At 71.3% G+C, this 15,753-nt stretch carries 10 protein-coding genes and 1 tRNA gene; 6 read left to right on the top strand and 5 right to left on the bottom strand.

Going from position 1 to position 15,753, the window contains the following annotated elements:
* Nucleotides 1–224: 224 nt before the first annotated feature.
* Nucleotides 225–1,901: a glycosyl hydrolase family 18 protein gene (locus EDD54_RS15575; RefSeq protein WP_208112213.1), complete on the top strand. Its 1,677-nt coding sequence runs from the start codon at nucleotides 225–227 to the stop codon at nucleotides 1,899–1,901.
* A gap of 48 nt (nucleotides 1,902–1,949) precedes the next feature.
* Here EDD54_RS15575 and EDD54_RS15570 read toward each other — a convergent pair whose 3' ends face one another.
* Entirely contained in the window at nucleotides 1,950–3,932 is a 1,983-nt protein-coding gene (locus tag EDD54_RS15570) for a putative bifunctional diguanylate cyclase/phosphodiesterase (RefSeq protein ID WP_126537904.1), read from the bottom strand.
* Between the two features lie 177 nt (nucleotides 3,933–4,109).
* Here EDD54_RS15570 and EDD54_RS15565 point away from each other — a divergent pair, with 177 nt between their 5' ends.
* The 3 genes from EDD54_RS15565 (at nucleotide 4,110) to EDD54_RS15555 (ending at nucleotide 8,859) form a co-directional block, all read left to right on the top strand.
* Nucleotides 4,110–4,883 (top strand): SDR family oxidoreductase, encoded by a 774-nt coding sequence (locus tag EDD54_RS15565; RefSeq protein WP_126537902.1) that lies wholly within the window; start codon nucleotides 4,110–4,112, stop codon nucleotides 4,881–4,883.
* A 323-nt stretch (nucleotides 4,884–5,206) separates the two neighbouring features.
* Entirely contained in the window at nucleotides 5,207–7,126 is a 1,920-nt protein-coding gene (locus EDD54_RS15560; RefSeq protein WP_126537900.1) for a methyl-accepting chemotaxis protein, read from the top strand.
* Between the two features lie 32 nt (nucleotides 7,127–7,158).
* A complete protein-coding gene (locus tag EDD54_RS15555; protein WP_126537898.1) occupies nucleotides 7,159–8,859 on the top strand; it encodes a methyl-accepting chemotaxis protein in 1,701 nt (566 codons plus the stop codon).
* Nucleotides 8,860–9,075: 216 nt separating this feature from the next.
* Here the strand turns inward: EDD54_RS15555 and EDD54_RS15550 are convergent, their stop codons facing one another.
* The gene (locus tag EDD54_RS15550) at nucleotides 9,076–9,960 is read right to left on the bottom strand and encodes a LysR substrate-binding domain-containing protein (protein WP_126537896.1); all 885 of its coding nucleotides are present in this window, start codon (nucleotides 9,958–9,960) and stop codon (nucleotides 9,076–9,078) included.
* Between the two features lie 9 nt (nucleotides 9,961–9,969).
* Nucleotides 9,970–10,962, bottom strand: coding sequence for a sodium-dependent bicarbonate transport family permease (locus EDD54_RS15545; RefSeq protein ID WP_245515789.1), 993 nt, complete (start codon nucleotides 10,960–10,962; stop codon nucleotides 9,970–9,972).
* Between the two features lie 507 nt (nucleotides 10,963–11,469).
* Between EDD54_RS15545 and EDD54_RS15540 the strand changes: the two genes are divergently transcribed.
* On the top strand, nucleotides 11,470–11,703 hold the full coding sequence (locus EDD54_RS15540; protein WP_126537892.1) for a hypothetical protein: 234 nt from the start codon (nucleotides 11,470–11,472) through the stop codon (nucleotides 11,701–11,703).
* On the opposite strand, the gene EDD54_RS15535 is transcribed toward EDD54_RS15540, so the two are convergent.
* Nucleotides 11,684–12,976 (bottom strand): PAN domain-containing protein, encoded by a 1,293-nt coding sequence (locus tag EDD54_RS15535; protein WP_245515788.1) that lies wholly within the window; start codon nucleotides 12,974–12,976, stop codon nucleotides 11,684–11,686. The genes EDD54_RS15540 and EDD54_RS15535 overlap by 20 nt on opposite strands.
* 529 nt (nucleotides 12,977–13,505) lie before the next feature.
* On the opposite strand from EDD54_RS15535, the gene EDD54_RS15530 reads away from it, so the two are divergent.
* Nucleotides 13,506–13,582: transfer RNA gene (locus EDD54_RS15530), tRNA-Arg, on the top strand.
* 306 nt (nucleotides 13,583–13,888) lie between these two features.
* Here the strand turns inward: EDD54_RS15530 and EDD54_RS15525 are convergent.
* Nucleotides 13,889–15,748 carry an asparagine synthase-related protein gene (locus EDD54_RS15525; RefSeq protein ID WP_126537890.1) on the bottom strand — a complete coding sequence of 620 codons (1,860 nt, stop codon included), beginning with the start codon at nucleotides 15,746–15,748 and terminating at the stop codon, nucleotides 13,889–13,891.
* Nucleotides 15,749–15,753 lie beyond the last annotated feature (5 nt).

Below are 15,753 nucleotides of genomic sequence, written 5' to 3'. Positions count from 1 at the left end.
TTCGATACCATTCCGGGGCGCCGAGGAGATTTGCGGACTGCCCGTCCCGTCCCGGACCGTGATAGCTCATGGTAGGCCCGGCTCGTTTCTCGCCGGGATCCGGTGACGTTCGTGTGCGCGCCGGTCCGCGGGTGCCGTCTCGGGAGGGGCCGGCGCCCTCGGACCGTGCCGCGCACCGGCCGCCCCGGAACGGGCCGCCCGGCCATTTTCACGACGGTGTTTCGATGACGCGATTCTTGTCCGCTCTCCTCGTCGCCCTTCTGGCGGCCTCGTTCGGCGCATTCCCCGCCGCGGCCGCGACCCAGTGGGTGATGGGCTACTACGTCGGCTACCAGCGCGACATGCTGCCGCCGTCGGCGATCGCCTGGAACGGCCTCAGCCACATCGTGATGGGCCGGATCCTCGCACGGCCCGACGGCACGATCGACACCAGCTTCGACTGGGATCCGGTCAACGGCCCGATTCTAGCCAAGGACGTTTCCACCCGCGCCCACGCCGCCGGCCGCAAGGCGATCCTGATGCTCGGCGGCGCCGGCGAGGGCACGAAGATCCGGCAGGCGGTGACCGCGAACCGGGCCGCCTTCGTCGCCAACCTCGTCGCGACGATGAAGGACCTCGGCTACGACGGCATCGACCTCGACTGGGAGGAGGACATCGACTGGCCGGCCTTCGTCGCCTTCGCGACCGATCTGCGCAAGGCGGCGCCCAAGGCGATCCTGACCATGCCGGTCGGCGTGCTGAACATGAACTACGACACGGTCGAGCCGCATCTGCCGGCGATCGCCGCCAAGCTCGACCGACTCTCGGTGATGTCCTACTACCCCGCGACCTCGTGGGCGGGATCGGGCTGGCTGTCCTGGTTCAACTCGCCGCTCGACGGCGAGAAGCCGGCCACCCCGGCGTCGATCGCCTCGACGCTGGAGGCCTATGCCGCGGCCGGCATCCCCAAGGCCAAGCTCGCCATGGGCATCAGCTTCTACGCCATCTGCTACACCGGCGGCGTCACCGGGCCCAACCAGTCGACCGAGAACGGCGTCGCCATCGCCGGCGGCGACAACGACTTCGAACTCTCCGAGCTCTACGGCCGCAACGGCATCTATGCGGAGGCCCACCGGCGCTGGTACGCCGCCGCCTCCGAGCCCTACCTGACCCTGCCGAAGCCGGAGACGCGCGGCTGCCGCTACGTCTCCTACGAGGACGAGCAGTCCATCCTCGCCAAGGGGGCCTACTCGCGGTCGAAGGGCTACGGCGGCATCATCATCTGGACGATCAACCAGGGCAACGTCGTCTCGCACCCACGGCCGGCCTTCCTGATGGACGCGCTCGAGAAGGGCTTCCTGCGCCCCGGCGCCGCCCGCACCGTCGCCGTCTCGGTGATTCAGGGCGACACCTGGATCAAGCCGAAGGCCAAGCTGCGCTTCGCCGCGCTCGTGACCGGCACGGCCTCGCGCGGCGTGACGTGGACGGTGGGCGGCACCGACTGCGGCACGATCGACGCCGGCGGTACCTACACCGCGCCGGCCACCGCGCGCACCTGCACCGTCAAGGCGACGTCGAAGGCCGATCCGACCCGTTCGGCCACGGCCAAGGTCACGGTCTCGAACGCCACCTGGACGGTCGGCTTCTCGATCTCGCGCAGCGGGACGTGGTGGGTCGAGGTCGTCGCCAAGAACGCCTCGGTGGTTTCGATGGCCGTGCGCTGGCCGGACGGCACCGTCAAGCCGCTGTCGCTGCAGTACCGCCGCGCCGGCGACAACTGGCCGGTGTTCGCGGCCAACTACGGTTTCCCCGACGCGGGCGGCAAGTACGTCTTCGAGGCGCGCTCGGCGAACAACCGCCTCGCCACCGCGACGCTGACGGTGCCGGCCTGCGACCACGGCGACGACGGCATCTGCCGCTGATCCCCTCCGGATCGCCCGTACGCGGGCGGTCCGGTGCACCCGCCGGCCTCAGGATCCGCCGACCGCGGTTCCGCGGCTGCCCCCGAGAAAGGCCGCCACGGCCTCCGCGGGCATCGGGCGGGCGAACAGGTAGCCTTGCGCCATGTCGCAGCCGAGGCCGGCGAGGATCCGGCGCTGCGCGTCGGTCTCGACGCCCTCGACCACCGACGTCAGGCCGAGATCGGCGGTCATGCCGGCGAGCGAGCCGACCAGTTGGCGGGCGAGCGCGTTGTCCTCGACGTCGGCGACGAAGCTGCGGTCGATCTTGATGCAGTCGAGCGGGAAGCGGTGGACGTAGGTCAGCGACGAATAGCCGGTGCCGAAGTCGTCCAGCGAGATCTTGCAGCCGAGCGCCTTCAGCATCTCCATGGTCCGCTGCGCCTGATCGAAGTCGGTGGCGACCGAGGTCTCGGTGATCTCGAAGGCGATCCGGCTCGGCGCGACGCCGCCCTCGCGCACCAGCGCCACCAGCCGCAAGGCGCCCTCGGCGGTGCAGATGTCGTGGGTGGAGAGGTTGAACGACAGGCCGATCTCCTCCGGCCAGCCGCGCGCCGCCTCGAGCGCCTTGCCGAGCAGGACGCGGGTGATCGTGCCGATCAGTCCGATGCGTTCGGCGACCGGAATGAAGCTGCCGGGCGACACCGCGCCCAGCACCGGGCTGCTCCACCGCGCCAGCGCCTCGAAGGCGGCGACGCGGCCGTCGTCGAGGTGGACGATCGGCTGGAACACCAGCGTCAGCTCCTTGCAGAGCTCGGCCGCCTGCAGCGTCTGCTCGAGCAGGCTCTGCGCCCTGATCTGCGCCTCGTGCTCGTCCGTGAACTGCACGGCCGCACCGCGGTGGTGGCGCTTGGCGTGGTACAGCGCGTAGTCGGCGCACTCGTAGAGGCCGAGCGCGGTGGCCCGGCACTTGGCGCGCAGCGCGTAGCCGATCGAGCAGCCGATCATCGCCTGTGTGGTCGCGACCGGATAGGGCCGCCGCACCGCCTCGACGATCGTCCGGCAGAGCGTCTCCAGCGTGTCGCGGTCGGCGCGGCCGGTGACCAGCAGGCCGAACTCGTCGCCGCCGAGGCGGTAGACGGTGGCGTCGGCGGCACGGAAGCCCTCGCAGACCGCGGCGAGCCGCCCCGCCACCTCGGTCAGCACCCGGTCGCCGGTGGTGTGGCCGAAGGTGTCATTGATCGGCTTGAAGCCGTCGAGGTCGATGATGCCGACCGCCAGCGGCGGCCCGTCGGGGTCTCGGCCGAACACCGTGTCGACGTCCTTGAAGAAGCGGCGTCGGTTCGGCAGGTCGGTGAGGGCGTCGAGGTTGGCGATGCGGAAGTTCTCGTCCGAGAGCGCCCGCGTCGCCGACTGTTCGGCGACGAGTTCCCGGCGCGACACGATCAGATCGGCGAAGTCGCGGTAGTTGACGAACAGGATCCGCATCATCGCCGCGGCGACCAGCACCACGTTGACGGCGATCGCGCCCTGGGTCGGTTCGCCGCCGTAGAGCAGGAAGATCGAATAGGGCGTGAGCACCACCAGCGTCACGACGATCGCGGCGGAACGCAGGTGCATCAGGCAGAGGATGCAGCCGATCACCGTGATCGACATGTAGAACGAGACGTGGCCGCGGGCGTAGGCGTCGCCGTAGGGGTAGAGGGCGAGGCCCCAGGCGGTGAATCCCGCCGCGAGCAGGAAGGCGAGCCGCTGGGTGCGTCTGAGCTGCCGGATCGCCTCCGCGGCGGCGACCGGGACGTCGCGCTGGCGGTACCACCAGACGCAGCGCAGCGCGCAGACCGCCGACAGCAGCACCGGCAGCCCGACCGACAGCATCGGCGGGGCGAAGGCCGAGAAAGTGTAGCTCACCGCCAGCGTATTGATCACGAGGATCGCGTAGAGCAGCGGGATCTGCTTGGAAAATGCGCGGAACTGGGCGAGCGACAGGTCGGGATCGTCGTCCGGGACGGTGAACAGGGCGAGGAGACGGTCGAACCCGGTCCGCGACTGCATCGATCCGATCACCTCCCGACGATCCATGACGATATGTAACACATTCGGAGTGAAGGATCTGTTTCCCGGGTCGCCGCTGCGGCGCAGCGCCACGGCCGGGGGATGCCGCCGGCGGCGGCGCGTGTTAGCGATGGTTCGGACGGCGCGGAAATTGCCGCCCAAACGGAGGACGGCGACATGACCTCGGAGCTTCCCAAGGGCCTCGCGATGTTCGACCTCCGCGGCCGCCGGGCGCTGGTGACCGGGAGTTCGCAGGGCATCGGCCTCGCGCTCGCCCGCGGTCTCGCCGCCGCCGGCGCCGCCGTCGTGCTCAACGGGCGCGACCGCGACCGGCTCGCCGCCGCGGCCGCGCACGTTCCCGGCGCCGCGACGCTGCCCTTCGACGCGATCGACCACGGTGCCGCCCGCGCCGCCGTCGACGGCTTCGAGGCGGAGGTCGGGCCGATCGACATCCTCGTCAACAACGCCGGCATGCAGTATCGCGCCCCGCTCGAGGACTTCCCCGCGGAGGCGTTCCAGCGCCTGCTCCAGACCAACGTCGCCTCGGTGTTCAACGTCGGGCAGGCCTGCGCCCGCCACATGATCGCCCGCGGCCGCGGCAAGATCGTCAACATCGCCTCGGTGCAGACCGCGCTGGCGCGGCCGTCGATCGCACCCTACACCGCCACCAAGGGCGCCGTCGGCAACCTGACCAAGGGCATGGCGACCGATTGGGCGCGCCACGGTCTCCAGGTCAACGCCATCGCGCCCGGCTACTTCGACACGCCGCTCAACGCCGCGCTCGCCGCCGATCCCGCCTTCGACGCCTGGCTCGCCAAGCGCACGCCGGCGGGCCGTTGGGGGCGCGTGGAGGAACTGGTCGGCGCCTGCGTCTTCCTCGCCTCCGACGCCTCCTCCTTCGTGAACGGTCACGTCCTCTACGTCGACGGCGGCATAACCGCCTCGCTCTGACACCTGTCCCGTAACGTCCCGACTCGTCGGGACGTCGCGAGGTTTCGGCCTTTCGGCCGGCGCCTGGTCGGGCGCTTCTCGCCCGCGACGCTCCGACCACGGATCGGACCTTTGCGAACTCGGTATGACACGGCGCCGGAGCGGCCGAGCGCGCCGTCGGGCCGGGACGGCGATATCGGCCTCTAAGTATTTTCACGCCGTCTCCGCACTATCGACAGTGTTTTCTGCGGAAACTTGAATATGTCCGACCACGGTCGTCGCGATCCGTTAAACCTTGACGGTGCCAAATGTCGGGCGTGGCTCGGCCGAGGGGACTTCCGGGGATGCACCGCCTGAAGACGCGATTCCAGAACCTGACATTGATCTGGAAGCTCGTGCTGCTCTCGATGTTGTTCGCGATTCCGATCGGGCTCCTGGCCGAGCTGTTCGTCGCGCAGTCGCTGAAGGACATCCGCTTCGCCGAGGGCGAGAGCGACGGCGTCGCCGTGCTGCGCGCGGTCTGGCCGGCCTTCGTCGCCGCCACCGCGCCGGAGGCGCCGTCGGCCGCGGCGTCGGCGGAGAACCGCGCGCGCCTCGCCGCCCTCGAGGGACCGTCGGTCGATCCCGAGGCCCGCGCCGCCGCGATCGACGCCCTCGCGGGCGGCGATCGGGCCGCGCTCACGGCCGCCCTGCGCAACCTGATCGCCAAGATCTCAGACGGGTCGAAACTGACCCTCGACCCCGATCTCGACAGCTACTACGTCATGGACGCGATGGTGTTCAAACTGCCCGAGGTGGTCGACGCCGCCGCCGCCCTCGCGGCGGTCCGGTCGGACGGCGGCGCCGATCCGGCGCTCGCCTTGGCACTCGCCGGCCACCGGCTGTCGTCCGCCGGTGCCGCCCTCCGCGCCTCGGTCGCCGCCGCCGTCGACGGCAACCCCGACGGCAGCCTGCGCGAGACGCTCGTCGGACCGACCTCGGCGCTCGCCGCCGCGCTCGACACCTACGCCGCCGCGCCGCCGGCCGGAGCCGCGGCCACCCGCGCCGACCTCGACCGCGCCGTCGGCGCCGTGTGGGAGGTGGCGACCGCCGAGCTCTCGCGCCTCCTCGGCGTCCGCACCGAGGGCTTCCAGGCCCGTCTCTGGCGGAACCTCTCCGTCGCCGGCGCGGTCACCCTCGTCATCTTCCTGTTGGTCGGCCTCGTCTCGCACGACATCACCCGCTCGATCGACCGCGTCGTCGACCGCATGACGCGGCTCGCCGAGGGCGACCTTTCCGCCGAGGTGCCCTTCGCCGACCGCCGCAACGAACTCGGCCGGATCGCGCGCTCGGTCATCGTGTTCCGCGACGCCCTCGAGCGCGTCGCCCGGCTGCGCGACGAGCGCGAGGCCGACGAGCGTCGCGCCGCCGAGATCCGCCGCTCCGACGTCCGCCGCCTCGCGGCCGCCTTCGAGGAGTCCGTCGGCGGCATCGCCCGTACGGTGGGATCGGCGGCGTTGCGGCTCGAGGCGTCGGCCGGCGCGCTCACCGAGGCCTCCGCCTCGGCCGCCAGCCGCAGCGCCGACACCGCCGGCGCGGTCGGGGAGACCGCCGCCCGACTCGCCCTGGTCGCCGCCTCCACCGGCGAACTTTCCACCTCGGTCGCGGACATCGCCACGCGCACCCGCGACCAGGCCGAGATCGCCGCCCGCGCCGCCGCCGAGTCCGAGGCCGCGGCCGCCCGGATGGCCGATCTGGTCGAAACCGCCCGCGACGTCCGCGGCATCGTCGAGACCATCGAGGGCATCGCCGAACAGACCAACCTGCTCGCGCTCAACGCCACCATCGAGGCCGCGCGCGCCGGCGAAGCCGGGCAGGGCTTCACCGTCGTCGCCGGCGAGGTCAAGCAGCTCGCCGAGCAGACGGCGCGCGCCACCGAGCACATCACCCGGCTGATCGCTGCGATCGGCGGGCAGACCGAGGCCGCCGCCACCTCGGTCGCGACGATCCGCGGCGTCGTCGCCGAGGTCGGCGCGATCGCCGCCGCCATCGCCGGATCGGTCGAGCAGCAGGGCGGGGCGGCCCGCGAGATCGCCGGCAACGTCGCCGGCGCCACCCGCGAGACCGAGGTCGTCACCCGCGACGTCGCCCGGATCAGCCGCTCGGCAACCGACGGCGTCGACGCCGCCGGCGAGGTGCTGGCCGCCGCCCGCGAACTCGTCCGCGAGGCCGAGACGCTCAACACCGAAGTCTTCCAATTCCTGGATTCCGTCCGCGCCGCCTGACGCGCGCCGATCCGACGACGAGGGACCCCGTGATGGCCGAACCGGCGAGCGCACCGCGGCGCGAGGCGACGGACGGGCAGGGCGACATCGCCCGCCTGTTCGAATTGATCGAGAGCGACCTCAAGCGTTCCTCGCGCCGGCTCGACGCCGCCGCCGAGGAGATGAAGGTCTCGGTGGCGCGCAACATGTCGACGGTGTCGACGATCCGGCGCGACACCGACGAACTGGTCGAGGACACCGCCGGCGCCTACGACAACGCCCGCCGGCTCGCCGAGACGAGCGCCGAGCTGATCCAGGCCAATGGCGAGATCGGCCGCCAGACCGAGCTGTCGACGTCGCTGATCGGCGAGGTCGAGACGGTCGCGGACGGCGTCGAGCGTTCGATGGACAGCCTGCGCGGCGCCATCGAGGAGATCGCCAAGGTGGTCGGGCTGATCGCCGACGTCGCCCAGCAGACCAACCTGCTCGCCCTCAACGCCACCATCGAGGCCGCGCGCGCCGGCGCCGCCGGCAAGGGCTTCTCGGTGGTCGCCGGCGAGGTCAAGGCGCTGTCGGTCCAGACCCAGAAGGCCACCGAACAGGTCAACGCCAAGATCGCGCATCTCCAGGAGGCCGCCGGCGAGAGCATGCGCTCGGTGTCGCAGATCATCGGCATCGTCGGCCAGATCCGCCCGGTGTTCGGCTTCGTCGCCGCCGCGGTCGACAACCAGACCCGCCTCACCGCCGAGATCGACGGCGTCGCCACCGACACCTCCGGCTTCGCCGATCGCGTCGCCGCCAAGGCCCGCGCCATCAACGGCGCGATGCAGACCGCCGTGGAGATGACGCGCGCGGTCTCCAAGGTGTCCGAGGTGGTCAACACCTCGATCCACACCATCAACCGCCAGCTCGTCACCAGCCTGCGCCAGTCGCCGGAGGGCGACCGCCGCCGCCACGACCGTTGGCCGGTCGCGATCCCCGCGCGGCTCGTCGTCGGCAACCGCGTCGTCGACTGCCGTGCCGGCGACCTCTCGCTCGGCGGCTGCCTGCTCGAGACCGCCGAGACCGCCGGCCTGCTGCCCGGCACCCACGGCGCCGTCGATCTCGACGGCATCGGCCGCATCGAGGCCACCGTCGTCGGCCGCGGCGAACGCGCGCTGCACCTGCGCTTCGACGACGCCGGCACGGCGGCCACGGAGCGCGTCGCCGCGGTGCTCGCCGAGCTCGAGCACCAGACCCGTGCCGAGGTCGAGCGCGTCGAGGCCGGCGCGCGCGAGATCGCCGCGGTTCTCGCCGGCGCGCTCGCCGACGGCCGCCTCGGCGTCGAGACGCTGTTCGACACCGACTACCGTCCGATCCCCCGCACCAACCCGCAGCAGTACGACAACCGCGCCGTCACGGCCCTCCTGCCGCTGCTCCAGCCGGTCCAGGAACGCCTGCGCGCCCAGTCGGCGCGGATGAGTTTCGCGATGTGCTGCGACGTCAACGGCTACGTGCCGGTGCACAACGTCGAGTATTCCAAGCCGCAGCGCGAGGGCGAGCTCGACTGGAACCTCGCCAATTCGCGCGATCGCCGCATCTTCGACGACCGCGCCGGCCTGCTCGCAGCCCGCAACCGCCGCCCGTTCCTGGTCCAGAGCTATCGCCGCGACATGGGCGGCGGCCGCTTCGTCGCCATCCGCGAGTTCGACGCACCGATCGAGGTCGTCGGCCGCCACTGGGGCGCCCTGCGCACCGGTTACCTGATGGCGTGACGGCACGGCCGTCGGTCTTCGGAGCCGGTGGTTCGTACCGAACTCGCGAGGGTCCGCCCCTCGGGCCGGGGCGTCGCGAGGCAGGTGTCATACCGAGCTCGCAAAAATTCCGACCTGTGGTCGGAGCGTTGCGGGCGAGAAGCGCCCGACCGGGCGCTGGCCGAAAGGCCGAGACCTCGCAAAGTCCCGACGAGTCGGGACTTTGCGAGACAGGCATCAGACCATCGGCGGGGCGCCGCGGTGTTCCTCGAGCGAACGCACGATGTGCTCGGCGAGCAGGTCCGCCGCCCGGGCGCGCGGACCGGGCGCACGATGCAGCGCGATCTCCGTCCGCATCAGCACCGGCAGGTCGAACTCTGCGTCGACGATGGTGAAGCCGTCGAGCAGCATGTCCTTCGGCAGGATCGTGACGCCGAGGCCGGCGCGCACAGCGGCCTGGACGCCGGCGAGGCTCGGGCTGGTGTAGGCGATCCGCCACGGGCGCCCCGCCGCCTCGAGGGCGTCGAGCGCGCGCCGGCGGTAGATGTCGGGGCTGGGGGCGAGCACGAGCGGCAGCGGATCACCCGGCGCTTGCACCAATTGCTCCGAACAGGCCCAGACCAGCGTCTCCTGCCAGACCAGCGTGCCCCCCGCGGCCCCGCGCGGCTCGCGCTTCAGGAGGACGATGTCGAAGGCGCCGCGCTCGAAGCCCTCGGCGAGGTTGGCGGTGAAGTCGCAGCTGACTTCGAGCGCCACCCGCGGATGGGCCCGCGCGAAGCGCCGGAGCACGTCCGGCAGGCGCATGGTGGCGAAGTCCTCCGGCGTGCCGAGCCGGACCGGACCGTCCACGTCCGGCTCGGTCATCCGGGCGCGGGCCTCGTTGGCCAGTGCCAGGATCCGGCGCGCGTAGCCGAGCAGCAGCTCTCCGTTGGCGGTCGGGGCGAAGCCGCCGTCGCGGTCGAGCAGCACCTGACCGAGCCCCTCCTCGAGCCGCTTGAGCTGGAGGCTGACGGTGGATTGCGTCCGCCCGAGCCGCTCCGCGGCGCGCGTCACGCCGCCCGCTTCGGCGATCAGGACGAAGCTGCGCAGGAGATCGAGGTCGAAGGGGAGGCGTGGCGGCACGGCCGGTCCTCAGGTGAGCGCCGTCACGGCCCAGAGGTAGAGGGGCACGCCGACGGTGACATTGAAGGGAAACGTGATGCCGAGGGCGAGTGGCAGCGAGATCCCCTCGTCGGCCTCGGGCAGGGCGCTCCTGAGCGCCGCGGGCACCGCGATGTAGGACGCGCTGGCGGCGAGCGTCACCAGCAGCACGGCGTCGCCGGTCGGCAGGCCGAGGCCGCGCGCGGCGATCAGCCCGATCGCGGCGCCGGTCAGCGGCATCGCGACGCCGAAGGCGACGAGTCGCGGGCCGAGCGTCGCGGCCTCGGACAGGCGCCGCGCGGCGACGTGGCCCATCTCGAGCAGGAAGAGGCAGAGCACGCCGTTCCAAGGGGCGACGAACAGGCCCTGCAGCGGCGCCATGCCGGCCTCGCCGATCACGAGTCCGACCGCGAGGGCGCCGAGCAGCAGCAGGATCGAGCCGTTCAGGCAGGCCTCCCGCACCGCCTCGCCGAAGCCGGCGTGGCCGGGCGGCGAGGCGACCGCGATCGCTCCGCCGGCGGTCCGGGTCACCGCGCCGACCGCCCCGGCGCCCGCGAGCACGAGGCCCGTGACGATTGCGGGCGCCTCCATCACGGCGAGGGCCGCCACCATGTGGCCGCCGAACCCGATGCCGGCCGCGCTGAGCGCTTCCGTGGCGGCGACGAAGGTCACCAGACTGACCGAGCCGTAGTGCGCCGCGACCGCTGCGGCGTCGACCCGCCCGAGCCCCGCGAGCCGGCGCAGGGCGACGAAGGCGAGCAGCGGCATGGTCAGGCTGAGCAGGCCCGACACCGCGATCAGCGGCAGCACCGCGGCGAGATCGGCACCGGACAGCGCCACGCCTCCCTTCAAACCGATGGCGACGAGCAAATAGGCGGCGACGGCCTTGCCGAAGCCGTCGGGCAGGGGAAGACGGGCTCCGACGGCCGCGATCGCGGCGCCGAGCACGAAGAACAGGATCGGGGCTGACAACAGGGCGTTCAAGATCGTCGCACTCCCGCAGGGGTTGATGGTGCGGCGCAATATGGAGAAGCCGGCCTCATTGGCATAATTGAAAGAGTTTCTTTGATTCATTGAGAATGTCAATGTACCTGCGATGCCCTAGCGCCGAGCCCGACCCGCCGTCTCGGCCGGCCCCCCGCCCCGGGCTGCCGCCGGCCACGCCACGGGACCGGCGCAGCGGCGGCGGCCGTCGTCCTCGCCGCCGACCGCCCGTACCACCGGCACGAGCGCCGCGTCGTCTGCGTTCCCTCGGGCGAAGCGGTTGTCCTTCGACGACTTGGAGTGGGTGGCAGCCCGCTCGACCGCGTCGGCCGTCCGCGTCCGGTCGATCGCGGCGCCGGCGCGTCGGGTCGGGTCCGAGGCGAGGCCGCTCGCACGGCGAACGCGTCGCCGACGGCGAGGCGCCGCACGTCGCCAAGACCAGACGCTTTACCACCCGTTAACCATAATTGACGCACTCTTATTCGTCATCGAAGGACGTCACTCGTCATGCGCCGCACCGTCGTCACCCTTCTTGCCGCCGCGACATTCGGTGTGGCCGCCGCCGGCGCCTGCGAAGCCGCTCCGTCGACAACCATGACGCGGGTGGATCCCGCGCCCGATCCCATGGCCACCGCTTCGCTGCCGGGGACCTTCGACTGGCGCGCCGACCTCGACCGGATCGAGGTGGCCTTCCGGCGCACGCTGCCGGAGATCGAACGCCTCACCGATCCAGCCGAATGATCCTGATCGGCGAGAAGCTCATCGTCTGCTTGACCCCGCTCACCATGCCCGGTGCATAGCTCGTCGCCGTGCCACCGCCCTTGAGCCAGCACTGCTTATTGTCCTTGATGAAGGTGAAGGCCCCGCAGCGAGTGTTCCTGACACACGCGAGGCGGCAGAGACCGGCCGTTCCGGCCTTGCCGTAGGGCGTTCCCGTAAGGTCGCCTCCAGGGATGTCCAGATCCTTCAGGAGCCCGAGCTTCGGGTCGATCACGCCGACGACGATGGCGGGCGGGTCGGGGTCGGATCGGCGGAGCAGCACGCCGGAGATGGCGACGGCATTGCCGTCGGCCGATCGGCTCTCGCTCTTGAGGAAACAGTTCGGTCCCTTCACAACGCGGTCGTCGGCGTTGAAGGTGAAGGCGCGGCATTGGTTGCCGATCTCCAGGCAGCGACCGGCGCAGGCCGCGAGGTCGCCGACCCGCTCGGCGCCGAGGTCGCCTCCGTAGAAGTCGAGCCCGGTGTAGACGGCGATCCGGTTCGGCCGCTTGGCATGGTCCTCGACAACGGAGAGAGCTGGCTCGGCGGTGGCGGTCGAGTCGGCGGGCGGGCGCGCCGCGGGCGCGACGTCGGGCAGCGACGGCGCCGTGAACGCTTCGGGCGAGGGGGCCGGTGGCGTCTCCTGCGGTGAGGTCGCCGCGGGCGGTCCGGAGGACGCCGTCGCGGCAACGCCTGCACGTCGCTCGATTCGGTATTCGGCCATCTCCTCCGGCGTGAAGACGTGCATGCTGGTGGACGGCGTGCGGAACATCACCGTCAGCACCTCGATCGGCGTATCGAACGTGTTGAGTAGGTCGATGATATCCGAGATCGCGATCTGTGCGCTTTCGAGATCCGGCTCGTCCGCGCTGATCTGGTGGACGCCCAGGCGCCCCTCGGCCACCCGTTCCCTGCCCGCTAGAAAGAGGTAGGCGCAGGCGGAGTAGCACTGCGATCCCGGCGGAATCAGCGTCGCGAGGCCTCGGACATGGATGTCGTCGGCGATGAGTAGCGCCATCGAAACGGAGCCGCCGGGACTGTTCAGCACGACGAGCTTCGCCTGCGGCGCCGCCATCAACGCGCGGCGGAAATCCAGTGCGGCATTGCCGGTAATGAGGCCGTCGAGAGCGATGACGTCCGCTCGAAGGGTGTCGACCTGGAACGGGCCGAACTGCTTCCCGTCGGCCAGCGTGACGGCCGACGTCCAGACGAGGCAGAGCAGAACCGTGAGTATGCGGAGCGGAACGCCGACCATCGAAGCCTCGGATCCTTTGCCGTATCGATTGAACAGCGTGGCACCTGCATCTTCAAGGTGGCGGATCGGTCTTCGCCGTGGTTTCAAGGTCGCGGGCGCGTGTCGGCGAAGCGCGTCCGCGGATAGTGAGACCGAGCGCGTGAAATTCCGTCCGGTGATCGGTGCTCGGACCCGCGAGGAGCAACCGACCGGGCGCAGGTCGTTACGTCGAGATGGCACCTTTAGGTGTTATTTCGGTGATTGAATCAATCATAAATTGCGACAAGCCCCTGCACGGGTTCGGTCGGCGGCGATCTCTGTGACATCGCGGAGTCGGCATTCCTGCGCTCGCCCCCCGAGCGGCCGGTGCGCCGGAGGTTCGGCGGCGCGGCCCGAGAGGCTTCGATCCCCCGGCCACTACCCCTGGGCGTGCGGCACACCATCCCCCGAGCCACACTCCGGCCCCGCCCAACTCCCCCCTTCCGCGCCGCCGCGATCCGCGCTATACGCTCACCCATCCACCGCCGCATCCCCGCGGCGCGCACGGCCTGCACCCGTAGCTCAGCTGGATAGAGTGCTGCCCTCCGAAGGCAGAGGTCACTGGTTCGAATCCAGTCGGGTGCGCCATCATTTCGATGCCTCGGTTTGCCGCCCGAGTGCGGCCGAAGAGGCCGTTGACCGCGGACACCCGTGAGATTGGTGGAGCGGCTGGGGTGACCGGAGCCTGCGATCGCCGGAAGGATGTGAACGTCCGGCCGAGGCCGTCCGGCACCGACCGACATCGGCGCGGCAGCCGCGGTGCTCGCCGGGGCGCGTGCCGCGAAGCGGACCGATCCCGGCGGCGGAGTAGCCCTTCGTCGGGGCGCATCGGCGAGGGCGGCACGGGTACCCCTCGTGCGGGGTCGTGGTCGGTGGAACACGACCGGATCCAAATCACGACCCTCGGTCGATCCGACGGGCGATCGAAAGAGCCACCAAGGCCTGGAACATCCGCTTCCAATGCGCGGGCGCAGGCGCACCGGATCGGGCCAGCATGGAAGCTTCCTCCAAGTCGGGCGCCGCGGCGATGATCGCGGCGACGGCATCGACATCCACTTGCGCGGCGGCGTCGCTGCCGCGCAGGGCCGCCACCTGGGCCAGCAATCCCGGCTTCACCCGCGCGACGTTCAGCATGGCGTCGGGGGTGGGCGCGCTCTTGTCGGGCCGGGTGCGTATGCTTTCCGGCAAGATGCCGGTCATGGCCGTGCGATAGGGCTGACGGGCAAAGCCGTCCGCCAGGAAACGTTCCAGCGGCAGCGACAGGACGAAGTCGACGATGCGCCGATCCAGCAGCGGCGCGGAATGGGCCACGCCGTGGCGGGCGGCGATGGTCGACCAATGGTCGTTGCGGCCGATGACATAGGATTTGACGAACATCTCCACCCGATCCCGCGGCCGGTTGCGCCAGACGGCGTCCGGCGACAGGGTGGCGGCAACCTGTCCGCGCAAGGCGGGCCGCAGCAGTTCCAGGGCCTGCGATCGGCGATCGCGGGGTGGCGGGGGCCGGCCGTCCAACCGCCGGCGCAGGGCCACCGCCCAGTCGGGCACGAACGGGCGGACCAGCCTGTCGACCACGACGCGCGGCAGGGAAAGCCCGTCCCGCCTGGACGAGGCCCGAAGGGCGGATGGCAGCGCCCCCCAACGTCCCTGGCGCAGCAACGCAGCGTAGATGTTGCTGCCGTTGTAGGTCGGGCCTTCGTCGCCGCCCGCGCCGGACAACAGGAGATCGGCGCCGGCCCGAGCGGCGGCGCTCGCACTCTGATCGACGAAGCCCAGATAGAGCGGCAGCGGCAACAGGTCGGGATCGCCGAAGTCCGGGTCGTCCGCCGGCAGGGAATGGAACCAGGTCCAGGCGATGTCCGGTTCCTGGGCGAGAACGGACGCAATGTACGGCTGTTCGCCCTTGTCCTGCGTGGTTTGCCAGTCCCGGGGCAGCAGGGAGAAAGCGTGCAGGCGTCGACCCTGCTCCCGCAAGCGCCGCGCCGCGATGACGGCCACGGCCGAGGAATCCAGCCCGCCGCTGAGCTGCGTCGCCACCGGCCCGGCGGCGGGCAGACGGCGGATCACCGCCTGCTCCACCAGATGGCGCAACTCCGCCGCCGCGTCGGCATGGCCGATCCGTCGGCGTCCGACCCGTTCGGGATCGGGATCGAAGGCGCGATGTTCGCGAACGCCCTGCGGCGTGACCAGAAGAGCGCAACCCGCACGCAGCCGGAACACGTCGCGATAGTTGGTGCGGTCCCCGGTGTCGTAGGTTTCCGCCAGCAGCCGCCCCAGGGCGACCATGTCCAGCACGCCGGCCGCCACGCCCGACGCCACCAACCCCTTGGGCAGGGAGGCGAAGGCGAACAGGCTGCCCGGCCGGTGGGTCCAGGCCAGCGGGCGGACGCCGACGAAATCCCGGGCGCAGATCAGTTCCCGCCGGCCGGGATTCCAGGCGGCCACGGCGAAATCCCCCGACAGGCGGTCGGGAAGGTCGAGGCCGTGACGCAGGACGGCATCGGCGGGATCGCCTTCCTCGTCCAGACGCGCATCCGCCGCGATCCAGGTGCCGTCCGCCGCCGTCGGCAAGTCGAACGGCGCGGCATCGTGGTGCCGCTGGAAATCGAGCACGGCCAGCGCCGCCGGCCCATCGGCGCGCAAGGCCAACCGGGGAACGAGTCCCGGCGCGGTCATCGCCGCCGCCATGGCGCGCACCACCGCGGGGTCGGCGGCGCCACCGTCGAGCCGGACCAGTCCGCAGATCAGACGCATTCCGT

This window comes from Oharaeibacter diazotrophicus (assembly GCF_004362745.1).
Taxonomy (GTDB): domain Bacteria; phylum Pseudomonadota; class Alphaproteobacteria; order Rhizobiales; family Pleomorphomonadaceae; genus Oharaeibacter; species Oharaeibacter diazotrophicus.
The sequence above is the reverse complement of the archived record's forward strand: the minus strand, read 5'-3'. Positions and strand labels throughout refer to the sequence as shown.